Consider the following 14,116-nt stretch of genomic DNA (forward strand, 5'->3'; position numbering starts at 1 on the left):
AGGCCCAGCCCGAGTTTCAGGCTCTGTCCGATGCGCTCGGCGTAATCGATCATCAGTGCCGCGCCCGCGGCGTCCAGCACCTCGGCGCAGGTGGGACGCCACAACGCGAGCCAGCGGTCGAAGTGTTCGGCGCGCACCGGATGGCGCTGGTGCGCGGCCATCGGGTTGCCACGGTAGCTGCCGGCGCGGCGCACCACCGAGCACCAGAACGAGGTCAGCAGCTGCTTGTGCGCGGGCCAGTCGCGCACCGCCGGGTTGAACACGGGTCCAAGTTCGGGATCGCGGCGCACCTGCTCGTAGAAGCGGTCGACGAGGGTGGCCAGTTGGGCCTCGGTGGGTGGGGTGACGGTGGCATGCATGCGGGCGGTGACTCGGTCGACGCGCGCCGCCGGGGAGGCTAGGTGCGCGGAGGCGGGGGATCGACGCGGTCGGGCATCTCGTCGGGCATGGGTTCGACCGCGTCAGTGGCCTCGGAGGATGCGCGCGCACCGGCGCGAGCGCCCTGATCTGGGTCATCCTCCAGCAGCGGCACGATGCCGGGGCTATCCAGATCGTCGAACTGCTGGTGGTTCACCGCCCAGAAGAACAGCGCCACGCCTACGCCCACCACCAGCAGGGTCACCGGGATCAGTACCAGGATGATGTTCATGCGCGCAGCACCGGCGAGGCTGGTGCGCTGCGGCCCACGCGCAGGGCGTTGAGCACCACTCCGAGCGAGCTCAGCGCCATGCCGATGCCGGCCAGCCACGGCGGCACCAGGCCGAGCGCGGCGAACGGCACGGCAATGAGGTTGTAGCCCAGCGCCCAGCGCCGGCTCTGCGCGGCGATGCGCTGCATCTGCGTGGCCACCGCGCGGGCGTCGAGCAGGCCGTCCAGACGTCCATCGGCCAGCAGCAGATCGGCATGCGCCTGCGCCAGCTCGGTGCCGCCGGCCAGTGCGGCGGACACGTCCGCGGCAGCCAGCAGCGGCGCGTCGTTGCTGCCGTCGCCCACGGCCAGCACTACGCAGCCGCCGGCACGCGCGGCCTCCAGCAGGGCGAGCTTCTCTGCCGGCGACTGCCGGGCGGACCACTCGTCCACGCCCAGCGCATGCGCCACCGCGGCCACGCGCGCCGGCGCGTCGCCGCTGGCGATCGCCAGCGTGACGTCCTGCGCACGCAGCGCGGCGAGCGTGCGGGGCGTCGATTCGCGCAACCCGTCGTCCACCACGAAACGGGCCAGCTCGCCCTGCGCATCGGCCAGCACCAGCGTGCCGGCCGCTCCCTCCCCGGTATCCGTGCCGCCGCTGGCGGCGAGCGCGAAGTCATCGCGTCCGAGCCACAACGGCGTGTTCTCCACCACCCCGGCCACTCCGGCGCCGGCGTGTACCCGTACCTCGCGCGCCGCCCGGGTGGCGACGGCCGTCGCGTTCGAAGCGGCTGCGGGGGTCAGCGCGAGCCGGCTCAGCGCGCGCGCCAGCGGGTGGCTGCTCTCCTGCGCCAGCGCCGCGGCCATCTGCAGCACGCGCTCGGGATCGAGCCCGCGCTGCGGCCGGATTGCCGCGCGACTGAAGTGCGGCTCGGTCAGCGTGCCGGTCTTGTCGAACAGCGCGTAGTCGACCTGCGCGAGGGTTTCCAGCGCGGCCGCGTCGGTGACCAGCACGCCGCGAGCGGCCAGCACGCCGAAGGCGCGCGTGCGGGTCGCCGGCGCTGTCAGCGCGAAGGCGCAGGGACAGGCAATCACCAACACCGCCACGGCGGCCTCGAACGCGCGCGCGGGATCGACCAGCAACCAGCCCAGCGCCGTCAGCGCGGTGAGCACCAGCACGCGGCTGACAAAACGCGCCACCGCCGGATCGCCGCCGTGGCGCAGCCGGGCCAGCCGACTGCCGCGGGCGCGCCGCGCCAGCGCCCCGATGCGCGCGGCGGCGGTGGCCTCGCCGCTGTGGGTGACGCGCAGCTCCGCGGTGCCGGACACCAGCACGCTGCCGGCCACCACCGCGGCGCCGGCGGCGCGCCGCTGCGGCCGCGATTCGCCCGACAGCAGCGATTCGTCGAGCTCGGCCCACGCGCTATCCAGCACGCCGTCGGCGGGCACCGTGCCACCCTCGGCCACGTGCACGCGGTCACCGGGGAGCAGGGCCAGCGCCGCCACGGTTTCCAGCGTGCCGTCGGCACGCCAGCGTTCGGCCAGCAGCGGCGCGGCATCCACCGCGGCGTCGCCCAGCGCGCCGCTGCGATGGCGCGAACGCATCTCGATGTGCCGCGCCAGCAGCAGCAGGAACACGAACATGCTTACCGAATCGAAGTAGATCTCGCCCGCGCCGCGCCAGGTGTTCCAGCTGCTGGCGGCGAACACCAGCGCCACCGCGAGCGCCACCGGCAGGTCGATGCCGACGCGGCGCGCCCGCAGTTCCGCGAATGCGCAGCGGTAGAACGGCAGCGCGGCGTAGAACACGATCGGCAGCGTGGTGAACAGGCCCAGCCAGCGGAACAGGTTGCGCGTGCTGAAGTCGACGAAATCGACCACGCCGATGTAGATCACGAACGCGTAGGTCATCACCTGCATCGCGCACATGCCGGCCACCAGCAGGCGCTTGAGCGCGTCGTGCGCTTCGCGGCGCGGGTCTTCGTCCACCCGCACGCGCGGCAGCGGCTGGGCGCGGCAGCCGATCGCGGCGATCGCGTCGAGCAGGCCGGGCAGACTCTGGCGCGCCGGTTCCCAAACTACCGAGACCCGCTGGCTGGCCACGTCCACGCCCACCCGCTGCACGCCGGGCAGGGCACGCAGGGCCTGCTCCAGCCGCAGCACGCGGCGCGCATCGGCCAGCGGCGCCATACGCAGGGTGACCTCGGCGCGACCGTCGCGGCGCGACCGCAGCACCTGTGCGGCCAACTGCGGCTGGGCCCAGGCGCTGTTCATGGGCGGGCGGGCGACCCCGGCGTGGGTGCTGCCGCGCGATCGGCCGCGGCGGAGCCAGCCGGCGCCGGCGCGGCGTGGCTGCGCGCGGGCACGCCGAACACCGGGCGCGGTGCCTCGACCGCCGAATCGTCGTGCTGCATGCCCAGCATGATCATCCACACGCAGCCGGCCAGCGAGGCGGCGAACACCACCGCACCCAGCCACAGCACCGGCTGCTGGTACCAGGCGCTGCCGGGTCTAGCGGCTGGCCGTGTCATCGCGCTTGGCTACGTCACCCTGATGGGCGAGGTGATAGACGTAGGCGGCCAGCACGCGCATCTGATCGTCGCTGAGGCGCTTGCCCCACGCCGGCATCGCGCCCTGGCGACCGCCACCGATGGTCTGCTCGATGTCGGCGACGGTGCCGCCATGCAGCCAGATGTCGTCGGTGAGGTTGGGCGCGCCCAGCGCGGGATTGCCCTTGCCCTGCGGCCCGTGGCACGCGGCGCAGGTGGTGAACAGCGGCTGGCCCGCGGCCGCCATCGCCGCATCGTGCGGTGCACCGGAGAGGCTGAGCACGTACTGCGCGAGGTTCTTCACGTTCTGCGCGCCCAGGCTGGACCACGGCGGCATGATGCCGGCGCGGCCATGCTGGATGCTGTCGAGGATGTCCTTGCCGGAGCCGCCGTAGAGCCAGTCGTCGTCGATCAGGCTCGGCGCACCGAGCTTGACGTTGCCGTAGCCACCGCGGCCGTGGCAGGCGGCGCAGTTGTCCACAAACAGGCGGCCGCCCATCTGGATCGCCGCCGGATCGCCGGCCAGCTGCTCCACCGGGTACTGGCGAAAGCGCAGCAGCAGCTCGTCCATCTTCGCGTCGTTGGCCGCCACGTCGCGCGCCAGCTCGCCGTGCGCGGTCCAGCCGAGCACGCCCTTGTGGTTGCCGAAGCCGGGATAAAGCGCCAGGTAGGTGAAGCCCCAGACGAACATCGCGCCGGAGAACAGCACCCACCACAGCGGCAGCTTGCGCACGCCCTCGCGCAGCACGCCGTGCGCCCACACGTGGCCGCTGGTGCCGTCGGGCAGGGTCGGGATCTTCGCGCGCGGTCCCCACAGGAAAAGAAACAGCGTGATGCTCAGGTTGAGCACCACCAGGAACATCACCCACAACGACCAGCCGGCGCTCATGCGCGTTCTCCGTGTTGTTCGTCCCGCGGTTGCCCGTCGACGGCATCTTCCATCGGCAGGCCGGCCATCGCCTGGAACACCGGGCGATGGCGCTTGCGCCAGGCCCAGACCCAGATCCCCACGAACGTCACCATCAGCACGACGGTGATCCCCCCGATGATGTGACCCCATGCCGGATGCATCACTGCGTGCCTCCATGGCCAATCGGCGCAGGCACCTCGGCGGCCGGCTCGTTGCGGATGCCCAGGCCCTGCAGGTAGGCGATCAGCGCGTCCATCTCGGTCTTGCCGGCCAGCGCGGCCGGCGCGGCAGCGATGTCGGCATCGGTGTACGGATCGCCCAGCATGCGCAGGCCGCGCATGCGTGCCTGGATGTCATCGACGTCCAGCTTTTTTTCGGCCAGCCACGGGTAGCCGGGCATGTTCGACTGCGGCACCAGCTGGCGCGGGTTCATCAGGTGCAGCTGCTGCCAGTTGTCGGAGTACTTGCCGCCGACGCGGGCCAGGTCCGGCCCGGTGCGCTTGGAGCCCCACTGGAACGGACGGTCGTAGACCGACTCCTCCGCCTCGGAGAAGTGGCCGTAGCGTTGGGTCTCGGCACGCAGGGCGCGGATCATCTGCGAGTGACAGAGGTAGCAGCCCTCGCGCACGTACACGTCCTTGCCGGCGAGGCGCAGCGCGTCGTAGGGCTTCACGCCCGGCGGTGCCTTCACCGCGTGGGCCTCCATGAACAGCGGCGTGATCTCGGCCAGGCCGCCGATCGACACCATGATCGCGATCAGGATGCCGAGCAGGCCGGCGTGTTTCTCAATCGCCTCGAAATGCTTGTAAGCCATGGTCGTCTCCTCAACCGACGGCCGGCAGCGGGGCCGGGATCTGGTGCGGCACCGGCTCGGGGATCGGCACGGGGATCGGCTTGATCAAGCGCGCGCGGGCATCGGCGGCGGTGTGCCAGAGGTTCCACGCCATCACCCACATGCCCGAGAGGATCAGCACGCCGCCGGCCCAGCGGATCAGGTACATCGGCTTGACTGCGATCAGGCTGTCGATGAACGCGTAGGTGAGCGAACCGTCCGGCTGCGTGGCGCGCCACATCACGCCTTCGGTGACGCCAGCGGTCCACATCGAGCCGATGTACAGCAGGGTGCCCATCATGTGCAGCCAGAAATGGGTCTCCATGCCCTTGCGCGAGTACATCGCCGGCTGGCCCAGCGCGCGCGGCGCCATCGCGTAGAGCGAGCCGATGGTGATCATCGCCACCCAGCCGAGCGAGCCCGAGTGCACGTGGGCGATGGTCCAGTCGGTGTAGTGCGAGAGCGAGTTGACGGTCTTCACCGCCATCATCGAGCCCTCGAAGGTGGCCGCCGCGTAGAACACCAGCGACATCACCATGAACTTGGCCGCCGGGTCGGTGCGCAGCTTCTCCCACGAGCCGTTGAAGGTGAGCAGGCCATTGGCCGCCGAGCCCCAGCTGGGCATCAGCAGGATCAGCGAGAACGCCATGCCGACCGACTGCACCCAGTCCGGCAGCGCGGTGTACATCAGGTGGTGCGAGCCGGCCCACATGTACACCGAGATCAGCGCCCAGAAATTCACGATCGAGAAGCGGTAGCTCCACAACGGCTGCTGCGCCTGGCGCGGCACGAAGTAGTACATCATCCCGAGGAAGCCGGCAGTGAGGAAGAACGCCACCGCGTTGTGGCCGTACCACCACTGCACCATCGCATCGACCACGCCGGAATACACCGGGTAGGACTTCCACATCGACACCGGCAGCGCGATGTTGTTGACGATGTGCAGCAGGCCCACCGCGATGATGAAGGCGCCGTAGTACCAGTTGGCCACGTAGATGTGCTGGATGCGCCGCCGGGTGAGGCTGGCGAAGAACACCACGCCGAAGCTCACCCACACCACCGCGATCAGGATGTCGATGAACCACTCCGGCTCGGCGTATTCCTTGCTTTGGGTGATGCCCAGCGGCATCGTCACCATCGCCAGCACGCAGATCAGCTGCCAGCCCCAGAACGTGAACCCGGCCAGCTTGCCCAGCGCGAGGCGGGCGTGGCCGGTGCGCTGCACCACGTAGTAGCAGGTGCCCATCAGGGCCGAGCCGCCGAAGGCGAAGATCACGCCGAACGTGTGATCGGGGCGGATCCGGCTGAAGGTCATCCAGGACACGTTGAAGTTCAGGGCGGGCCACATCAGCTCGGCCGCGGCGTAGACGCCGAACGACATGCCGATGATTCCCCACACCGCGGCGGCGAGCAGGAACTGCCGCACCACCTTGTCGTTGTAATACTCCGTGTTCGGCATGCTGCCTCCCCTGATCGATACGCCATTGTGCGGATGCAACAACCGCCGCGCGCTGACGGCCGTCATAGGCCTGCGACACTACGCCACATGGCAGCGTGACCCAGCCCGCACGTCCAAGCCTGCGCGGGTTGCGCGTCCGTGGCTTGCATATTCGCGGCGGAAATTGCCGCTCAGGCGCGGCAGGCGGCCGCCCGGGGATTCATCACCCGGCGCCACAGCGGTGGCAGCAGCGCCAGCACGAACATCGTGGCGTAGCCGGCCGGCAGCTGCGGGCTGTCCGCGTGGTGGCGCAGGGACTGGTATCGCCGCCGCGCCACCGCGTGGTGATCGGAGTGGCGCTGCAGGTTGAACAGCAGCCAGTTGGTGTAGCGCTGCGGGGCGTTCCACGAGTGATGGTGGGTTACGCGCTCGTAGCGGCCGGGGGCGACCAGCCGCCGCTCCAGCCCGTAATGCTCGACGTAGTTGATGACCTCGAGCGTGGCCGCGGCAAGCACGCCCTGGCCGAGGAAGAACCCCAGCGCCAGCGGTCCGCCCGCCGCCGCGAATACCGCCATGAAGGCCAGCCACAGCGCGGTCCAGCCGACCATCTCGTTGCGCCACGACCATGGCGAGCGGCCGCGCCCGCGCAGCCGCTGCGCTTCCAGCCGCCACGCATTGCGCACGTTGCGCCACAGCGCGCGCGGCACGAACGCGTAGACCGATTCATCGAGCCGCGCGGACGAGGAATCCTCCGGCGTGGCCACGTGCAGGTGATGCCCGCGCACGTGCTCCACCTTGAACCCCGCGTAGCCCACCGAGGTCAGCAGCACGCCGCCCAGCAGCGGCTCCCAGCGCGTCGACTTGTGGATCAGCTCGTGCGCCGGATTGATCGCCAGCGTGCCGCCGATGACGCCGGTGGACACCAGCCAGCCCAGCTGTGCCGGCAGCGAATCCAGCGCCGCAAAGCGCGCCGTGCACCACGCCAGCAGGGCCAGCCACACCGGCACCACCAGCGCCGTGAGCAGGCGGAAGTAGCGGGCGTTCTCGCGCCGCGCGACCGCCTCCGGCGCGTCCTCATTGCGGCGCTCGTCGCCGCACATCGCGTCGATCCACGGCACCACGCCGAAAATGAACACCACCGGGAACCAGGCCGCGAGTCCCGGCGGCACGCCCACGCGCATGAGCTGCCACGCCCCGAACGGCAGCAACGCCGTGGAGAAGGCCAGCAGGAATCCGAGATCGCGCATGCGCATGGATCGCAGTCTATGCCCGCGACCGTGGCCGGCGTAAGCGGCTCGGCATCCGGCGACGGCAGACTTCGCTGCGTTCCTGGGTGCCGCGTGGCCGTGCCTGTCGCGTCGCGGCATGGCAGCCACCGCGCGATCACCGACTCCATCGACCACGCCGTGAGTCGCCGGACCGTCGTCCGCGGGAACGCGCCGCTGGCGCTGGCGCAGACGCCGGATATTGCGCGCCCGGACGCGCTTTCTCCCGGCCGCGGGCGCTCCCGGCAGCGGCGCCGAGCAGACGCCGATGCGCCGGCGGTCCGGCCGGGCCGCACGCCCTTCTTGCTTTACCTGTCGGGGAGAGGACGGGGGTAAGCAGGCCGCACGGGCCGGGAGCGCTGCGCCAGCGACCGGCCCGGTCCCGGCGCCCTTCACCGTCCACGCCGCGTCAGACGAGGCGAACGCATTGCACGGGGTCACCGTGATCGCCGGCCCGCGTTTTGCTCTTCCCGGGCGCGGCGCGCCTCAGCCGGGGAGGCGCGTCAGCCAGTCGCCGAGTTGCTTCATCACCTGGCTGCGCGCCGGCTCGGCCTCGTTGAACAGCTCGTGGTAGAGCGTGTCGAAGTGGCGGGCGGTGAGCTGGCGGCTGGCCCAGGCGGCCGAAGCGAACTCGCGGCTGCCGGCCGCATCCACCAGCCGATCCGCGCCGGCCGCCAGCAGCAGCGTGGGCACCGCCAGCCGCGAGGCGTCCGCCAGGCACGCCGGCCCGGCACGAAAGATGAAGTCGGCCAGCCGCGGCGTGATCCGCGCGCTGCACAACGGATCGCGGCGGTACGCGGCCACCACCGAGGCATCGTGCGACAGGTGCTCCACCGCCAGCCCGGTGCGCAGCGGCAGGCCGGGCGCGACCCGCGCGAGCAGCGCGGCAAGCGACTGCAGCCACGGCGCCTCGTGGCTTCGGAACGCCGGCGAGGACAACACCAGCGCCGCCGGCGTCACGCGCCGATCCAGCACCGCGCGCGCCGCGACCAGGCCGCCCATGCTGTGGCCGAGCAGCAACGGCAGTGCGGGCGCCGTCGCCGCGTAATCGGCGTAGACGGCGGCCAGGTCCGACAGCAGGTCGTCCTCGCGCGCCAGCGCACCACGCGGGCCGGGGCTCAGGCCGTGGCCGCGCTGGTCGTAGGCCAGCACGTCGTAGCCGCGCGCATTGAACCAGGCCGCCACGTGACGGTAGCGCCCGCTGTGCTCGCCCAGGCCGTGCACCAGCAGCACGGCGCGGCTTGCCTCCGGCGCCGTCCACCGGTGCCGCACCAGCGGCTGGCCATCGGCCATGCGCTGCTCGTCGCGCGTGCCTTCCGGAGCGCGGGCGTAGAGCGGTTGCGGCGTGGAGGCCACGTCCATGGGCTGGCTCGCGTGGGATCAAAACGCGATCATGCAATGCGTGGCCGCCAGCGCCAAGGCGCATCGGTGCTGCGTCGCTGTCGTCATGCACACGAGGGAGTCTTTGACCGTGGGTTGCCTGCCCGTCCCGCTGCTGTTCCTGCTCGGCTTCGGTCTGGGCTATGCCATCGACGGCCAGCGCGGTGCGATGTGGGGCGCCGGCATCGGGCTGGTGCTCGGACTGGCGGGCATGGGCTGGCTGGTGGTGCTGCTGCGCCGCCGGCGCTGAAGCGCTTGCCCGCGCGCCGCGGCAGCCCCATCTTCGGCCGATGACCCACGCCGCCCCGCCCGCCGCGGCGTCCGTGCTGGACGCATTCCATCCCGCCGTCGCCGACTGGTTCCGCTCGAGCTTCGCCGCACCTACGGCGGCGCAGGCACTGGCATGGCCGGCGATCCGCCGCGGCGCGCCCACGCTGGTGGCCGCGCCCACCGGCTCGGGCAAGACGCTGACCGCTTTCCTGGCCGCCATCGATGCGCTGGTATGCGAGGGCGTGGCGCGCGGCGGCACGCTGCCGGACGAGACGCGGGTGATCTACGTCTCGCCGCTGAAGGCCTTGTCCAACGACATCCGCATCAACCTGGACGCACCGCTGGAAGGCATCCGTGCCGCGCTGGCCAGCGCCGGCCAGCCGGACGTGGCGATCCGCACCGCGGTGCGCACCGGCGACACGCCGCAGCGCGAGCGGCTGGGCATGCGCAGGCAGCCGCCGCACATCCTGGTGACCACACCGGAGTCGCTGTACATCCTGCTCGGCTCCGAGTCCGGCCGCGCCATGCTCGGCACGGCCACTACGGTGATCGTCGACGAGATCCACGCGGTGGCCGCCAGCAAGCGCGGCTCGCACCTGGCGCTGTCGCTGGAGCGGCTCGACGCGCTGTGCCAGCGCCGGCTGCTGCGGATCGGGCTGTCGGCCACGCAGAAGCCGATCGAGATGGTGGCGCGGTTCCTGGTCGGTGCCGGCGCTGCATTTCCCTCTTCCCCCCGAAGTGAGGGTGCGGGAACGGGCTGGCCTGCCGCTTCCGGCGAGCCAAAGCGGCGGGGCGACCTTGCCCCGGGCCCTCGTCCCGTGCCTCGCTGCCCTGATCAGGTCGCGGGCAGGCTCACTCCCCAGCGGGGAGACGAGGCCAACGCGCGCAGCGACGTCACCATCATCGACGTCGGCCATCAGCGCCCGCGCGACCTCGGCCTCAGCGTGCCGCCGGTGCCGCTGGAAGCAGTGATGTCACACGACAGCTGGGAGCGGGTCTACCACCAGCTCGCCACGCTGGTGCAGGCGCATCGCACCACGCTGGTGTTCGTCAACACGCGGCGGATGGCCGAGCGGGTCACCCGGCACCTGTCCGAGCGGCTGGGCAAGGCTGCCGTGGCGGCCCACCACGGCAGCCTGGCGAAGGAACAGCGGCTGGACGCCGAGCAGCGGCTCAAGCGCGGCGAACTGGCGGTGCTGGTGGCCACCGCGTCGCTCGAGCTGGGCATCGACATCGGCGACGTGGACCTGGTCTGCCAGATTGGCTCGCCACGCTCGATCGCCGCCTTCCTGCAGCGCGCGGGACGCTCCGGCCACGCGGTGGACGGCACGCCCAAGGCGCGGCTGTTTCCCACCACCCGCGACGAGCTGGTGGAGTGCAGCGCGCTGCTCGACTGCGTGCGCCGCGGCGAGCTGGACACGCTCACCATCCTGCCGCAACCGCTGGACGTACTGGCGCAGCAGATCGTGGCCGAGGTGGCCTGCCGCGAGTGGTCGGAGGATGCGCTCTATGCGCTGGTGCGCGGCGCCTGGCCGTATCGCGAGCTCTCCCGCGACACCTTCGAGGCGCTGGTGCAGATGCTGGCCGAGGGCTACAGCACCCGGCGCGGCCCGCGCGAGGGCTACCTGCACCGCGACGCCACCCAGGGCCTGCTGCGCGCGCGCCGCGGGGCCCGGCTCACAGCGCTCACCTCCGGCGGCGCGATCCCCGACACCGCCGATTACCTGGTGGTGATGGAGCCGCAGGGCACGGTGATCGGTTCGGTACACGAGGACTTCGCCGTCGAGAGCCTGGCCGGCGACATCTTCCAGCTCGGCAACACCAGCTATCGCATCCAGCGCGTGGAACAGGGCCGCCTGCGGGTGGAAGACGCGCACGGCGTGCCGCCCAGCATCCCGTTCTGGCTGGGCGAGGCGCCGGGCCGCAGCGACGCGCTGTCGGCCGGCGTATCGCGCCTGCGCGAGGAAATCGACGCGCTGCTGGCTCCTGACGGTGAGCCGCTCTCTCCCCGGGAGAAAGTTTGGGGTGAGGGTACGCCCAGTACCGAACAGTCCGGCGCGCCCGAACCCTCACCCCCAGCCCCTCTCCCGGCGGGAGAGGGGAGCAAAGCAGCGCGCGCCGTGGCGTGGCTGCGCGACACCCTCGGCCTCGACGAGTCGGCCGCGCACCAGCTGGTCGACTACCTCGCCGCCGCGAAAGCCGCGCTCGGCGTGCTGCCGACGCAGTCGACGATCGTGTTCGAGCGCTTCTTCGACGAGTCCGGCGGCACCCAGCTGGTGATCCACGCGCCGTTCGGCAGCCGCATCAACCGTGCCTGGGGTCTTGCGCTGCGCAAGCGCTTCTGCCGCCAGTTCAACTTCGAGCTGCAGGCGGCGGCGACCGAGGACGCGATCGTGCTGTCGTTGTCCACCAGCCACAGCTTTCCGCTGGAAGAAGTGGCCCGCTACCTGCACTCGGCCAGCGCCGAGCACGTGCTCACCCAGGCCCTGCTCGATGCGCCGCTGTTCGGCGCGCGCTGGCGCTGGAACGCGGTCACCGCGCTGGCCCTGCCGCGCTTTCGCGGCGGCAGGAAATCGCCGCCGCAGCTGCAGCGCATGAAGAGCGAGGACCTGCTCGCCACCGTGTTCCCCGATCAGGTCGCCTGCCTGGAGAACATCGTCGGCGAGCGCGAGATTCCCGATCACCCGCTGGTCGCCCAGACGCTGTACGACTGCCTGCGCGAGGCGATGGATCTGGACGGCCTGCTGCGGCTGCTGCACGGGCTGGAGTCCGGCACCATCGCGGTCGTTGCGCGCGATCTCACCGGCCCCAGCCCGCTGGCCAGCGAAGTGCTCACCGCCGCGCCGTATGCGTTCCTCGACGACGCCCCGCTGGAAGAGCGCCGCACCCAGGCCGCCGGCCGCTGGAAACCGGTCGACAACCCGGCCGACCTCGGCACCCTCGACCCCGCGGCGATCGAAGCCGTGCGTGGCGAGGCGTGGCCGCAGGTGCGCAGCGCCGACGAGATGCACGAGGCGCTGGAGGCGCTGGGCGGCATCACCGCCGAGGAAGCCGCCGCGCATGCCTGGTCGGCATGGATCGAAGCGCTGGAGAGCACCGGCCGGGCCACGCAGCTTTCGCCGCACCGGGCCGAGCCAGCGCGCTCCTCCCGCCGCGGAAAAGGCCGGCCCGTCACCCAAACTGGCGGCCAAGGCGAGGAGCACGCGCAATCTCCCGCCCCACCGGAAACCGCGCGCCGCATCCACGTCGCCACCGAGAAACTTCCGCTCTGGCTCGCGCTGCACCCCGACGCCGCGGTGCAACCGGCGGTCACCGTACCCGCCGCGTTCGCCGCTACGCGCTGGAGCCGCGATGACGCCCTGCGCGAACTCGTGCGCGGCCGTCTGCTCGGCGCCGGCCCGACCACCGTGGACGAACTCGCCAACGCGTTGGGCAGCTCCCCGGCAGATACCGAACAGGCGCTGCTGCGCCTGCAGGGCGAGGGCTACGTGATCCAGGGCCGCTTCACGCCCGCAGCCCAGGCCGCCGACGCGCCTATGGAATGGTGCGAGCGCCATCTGTTGACCCGCATCCATCGCTACACCCTGGGTCGCCGCCGCCGCGAGATCGAGCCGGTGAGCCGGCGCGACCTGATGCGTTTCCTGTTCGACTGGCAGCACCTGGTTCCCGCCAGCCGCCGCCGCGGACCGGATGCGCTCGCCGCCACGCTGGCCCAGCTGGAGGGTTTCGAGGCGGCCGCCGGCGCGTGGGAAACCGAGCTGCTGCCGGCGCGCATCGACGACTACACCAGCACCTGGCTGGATGAACTCTGCCGCGCCGGCCGCATCGGCTGGAGCCGGCTGCGCGCCGCCGCCGGCGGCGGCCAGGGCCCCGTGCGCGGCACCCCGATCGTGCTGCTGCCGCGCCGGCAAATGGCCGTCTGGACGGCCGTGGCCGAACGCGACGCGACCGAGCCGCCTGGACTCTCCTCCCGCGCCCAGGCAGTGGTGGACGCGCTGCGTGACGACGGCGCGCTGTTCTTCGACGAGCTGATGGACCGCGCCCGGCTGCTGCGTACCGAGCTGGAAGATGCGCTGGGCGAGGCCGTCGCCGCCGGCCGCGTCACCGCCGACAGTTTTGCCGGCCTGCGCGCCCTGCTGGTGCCCGCCGCCAGGCGCGACGGCGGCCGGCATCGGCGCCTGCGCCGCGCCGCTTTCGGCGGCATCGAGCACGCCGGCCGCTGGTCACTGGTGCGTGCCGGTACGCCGCGCGACGACGACGAGCTGCGGCGCCGCGAGCAGGTCGAGCACGTCGCCCGCACGTTGCTGCAGCGCTACGGCGTGGTGTTCTGGAAACTGCTCGAACGCGAGGCGGCCTGGCTGCCCACCTGGCGCGAGCTGCGCCAGGTCTACCAGCGACTGGAAGCGCGCGGCGAGATCCGCGGCGGGCGCTTCGTCGAGGGGCTGGTGGGCGAACAGTTCGCCCTGCCCGAGGCCATTCCCGCGTTGCGCGCCGTGCAGCAGCGCCCGCACGATCACCAGCCGGTCATCGTCAACGGCTGCGATCCGCTCAACCTGGTCGGCACCACCCTCGCCGGCGAGCGCCTGCCCGCCGTGGCCAGCACCCGCATCCTGTTCGAGGATGGCGTGGCGGTGGCCGCCCAGGTCGCCGGCAAGCTGCAATGGCTGGTCGAAGCCGATGCGCCGCAGCAGCAGCGCTGGCGCGCGGCACTGGGCACGCGCGGCCCCGCCAGCCGGGCGCTGGCACAGGCCAAGGCGTCCGCGGCCGCCCCGATGCTGCGGTCATGACCGCACGCTCCGGCAGCCGTCGCCCCTGCTTTCATCCACCTGGCGGAAATCGCCCGTT

11 protein-coding genes and 1 pseudogene are annotated in these 14,116 nt (G+C 71.8%); 2 read left to right on the top strand and 10 right to left on the bottom strand.

Translation table 11 applies throughout. The features are described 5' to 3' along the window. The 10 genes from VFG40_RS16660 to VFG40_RS16705 form a co-directional block, all read right to left on the bottom strand. On the bottom strand, positions 1-359 hold a 359-nt coding region (locus tag VFG40_RS16660), incomplete at its 3' end, for a group III truncated hemoglobin (RefSeq protein WP_324899600.1). Between the two features lie 38 nt (positions 360-397). Further along, the gene (gene ccoS / locus VFG40_RS16665) at positions 398-649 is read right to left on the bottom strand and encodes a cbb3-type cytochrome oxidase assembly protein CcoS (RefSeq protein WP_324899602.1); all 252 of its coding nucleotides are present in this window, start codon (positions 647-649) and stop codon (positions 398-400) included. Beyond that, entirely contained in the window at positions 646-2,901 is a 2,256-nt protein-coding gene (locus VFG40_RS16670; protein ID WP_324899604.1) for a heavy metal translocating P-type ATPase, read from the bottom strand. The genes ccoS and VFG40_RS16670 overlap by 4 nt, the downstream gene beginning before the upstream one ends. Next, positions 2,898-3,158, bottom strand: a complete 261-nt coding sequence (locus VFG40_RS16675; protein WP_324899606.1) for a hypothetical protein — start codon at positions 3,156-3,158, stop codon at positions 2,898-2,900. Before VFG40_RS16675 ends, VFG40_RS16670 begins: the two co-directional genes overlap by 4 nt. Continuing rightward, complete coding sequence (gene ccoP / locus VFG40_RS16680; protein ID WP_324899608.1) at positions 3,139-4,065, bottom strand: cytochrome-c oxidase, cbb3-type subunit III; 927 nt, start codon at positions 4,063-4,065, stop codon at positions 3,139-3,141. Before ccoP ends, VFG40_RS16675 begins: the two co-directional genes overlap by 20 nt. Beyond that, on the bottom strand, positions 4,062-4,247 hold the full coding sequence (locus tag VFG40_RS16685) for a cbb3-type cytochrome oxidase subunit 3 (protein WP_324899661.1): 186 nt from the start codon (positions 4,245-4,247) through the stop codon (positions 4,062-4,064). Before VFG40_RS16685 ends, ccoP begins: the two co-directional genes overlap by 4 nt. Next, complete coding sequence (ccoO, locus tag VFG40_RS16690) at positions 4,247-4,900, bottom strand: cytochrome-c oxidase, cbb3-type subunit II (protein WP_324899610.1); 654 nt, start codon at positions 4,898-4,900, stop codon at positions 4,247-4,249. The genes VFG40_RS16685 and ccoO overlap by 1 nt, the downstream gene beginning before the upstream one ends. Before the next feature lie 10 nt (positions 4,901-4,910). Beyond that, entirely contained in the window at positions 4,911-6,377 is a 1,467-nt protein-coding gene (gene ccoN / locus VFG40_RS16695) for a cytochrome-c oxidase, cbb3-type subunit I (protein WP_324899612.1), read from the bottom strand. Positions 6,378-6,547: 170 nt separating this feature from the next. Next, a complete protein-coding gene (locus VFG40_RS16700; protein WP_324899614.1) occupies positions 6,548-7,603 on the bottom strand; it encodes an alkane 1-monooxygenase in 1,056 nt (351 codons plus the stop codon). Between the two features lie 504 nt (positions 7,604-8,107). Then, positions 8,108-8,983, bottom strand: a complete 876-nt coding sequence (locus VFG40_RS16705) for an alpha/beta hydrolase (RefSeq protein WP_324899616.1) — start codon at positions 8,981-8,983, stop codon at positions 8,108-8,110. Between the two features lie 109 nt (positions 8,984-9,092). On the opposite strand from VFG40_RS16705, the gene VFG40_RS16710 reads away from it, so the two are divergent. Continuing rightward, on the top strand, positions 9,093-9,251 hold the full coding sequence (locus VFG40_RS16710) for a hypothetical protein (RefSeq protein ID WP_324899618.1): 159 nt from the start codon (positions 9,093-9,095) through the stop codon (positions 9,249-9,251). Between the two features lie 40 nt (positions 9,252-9,291). Beyond that, positions 9,292-13,926 (top strand): annotated as a pseudogene (locus VFG40_RS17860) (DEAD/DEAH box helicase); the annotation flags it as partial. Positions 13,927-14,116: the final 190 nt, after the last annotated feature.

Origin of the sequence: Dyella sp. (assembly GCF_035685805.1) — a bacterium.
Classification (GTDB): Bacteria; Pseudomonadota; Gammaproteobacteria; order Xanthomonadales; family Rhodanobacteraceae; genus Dyella_A.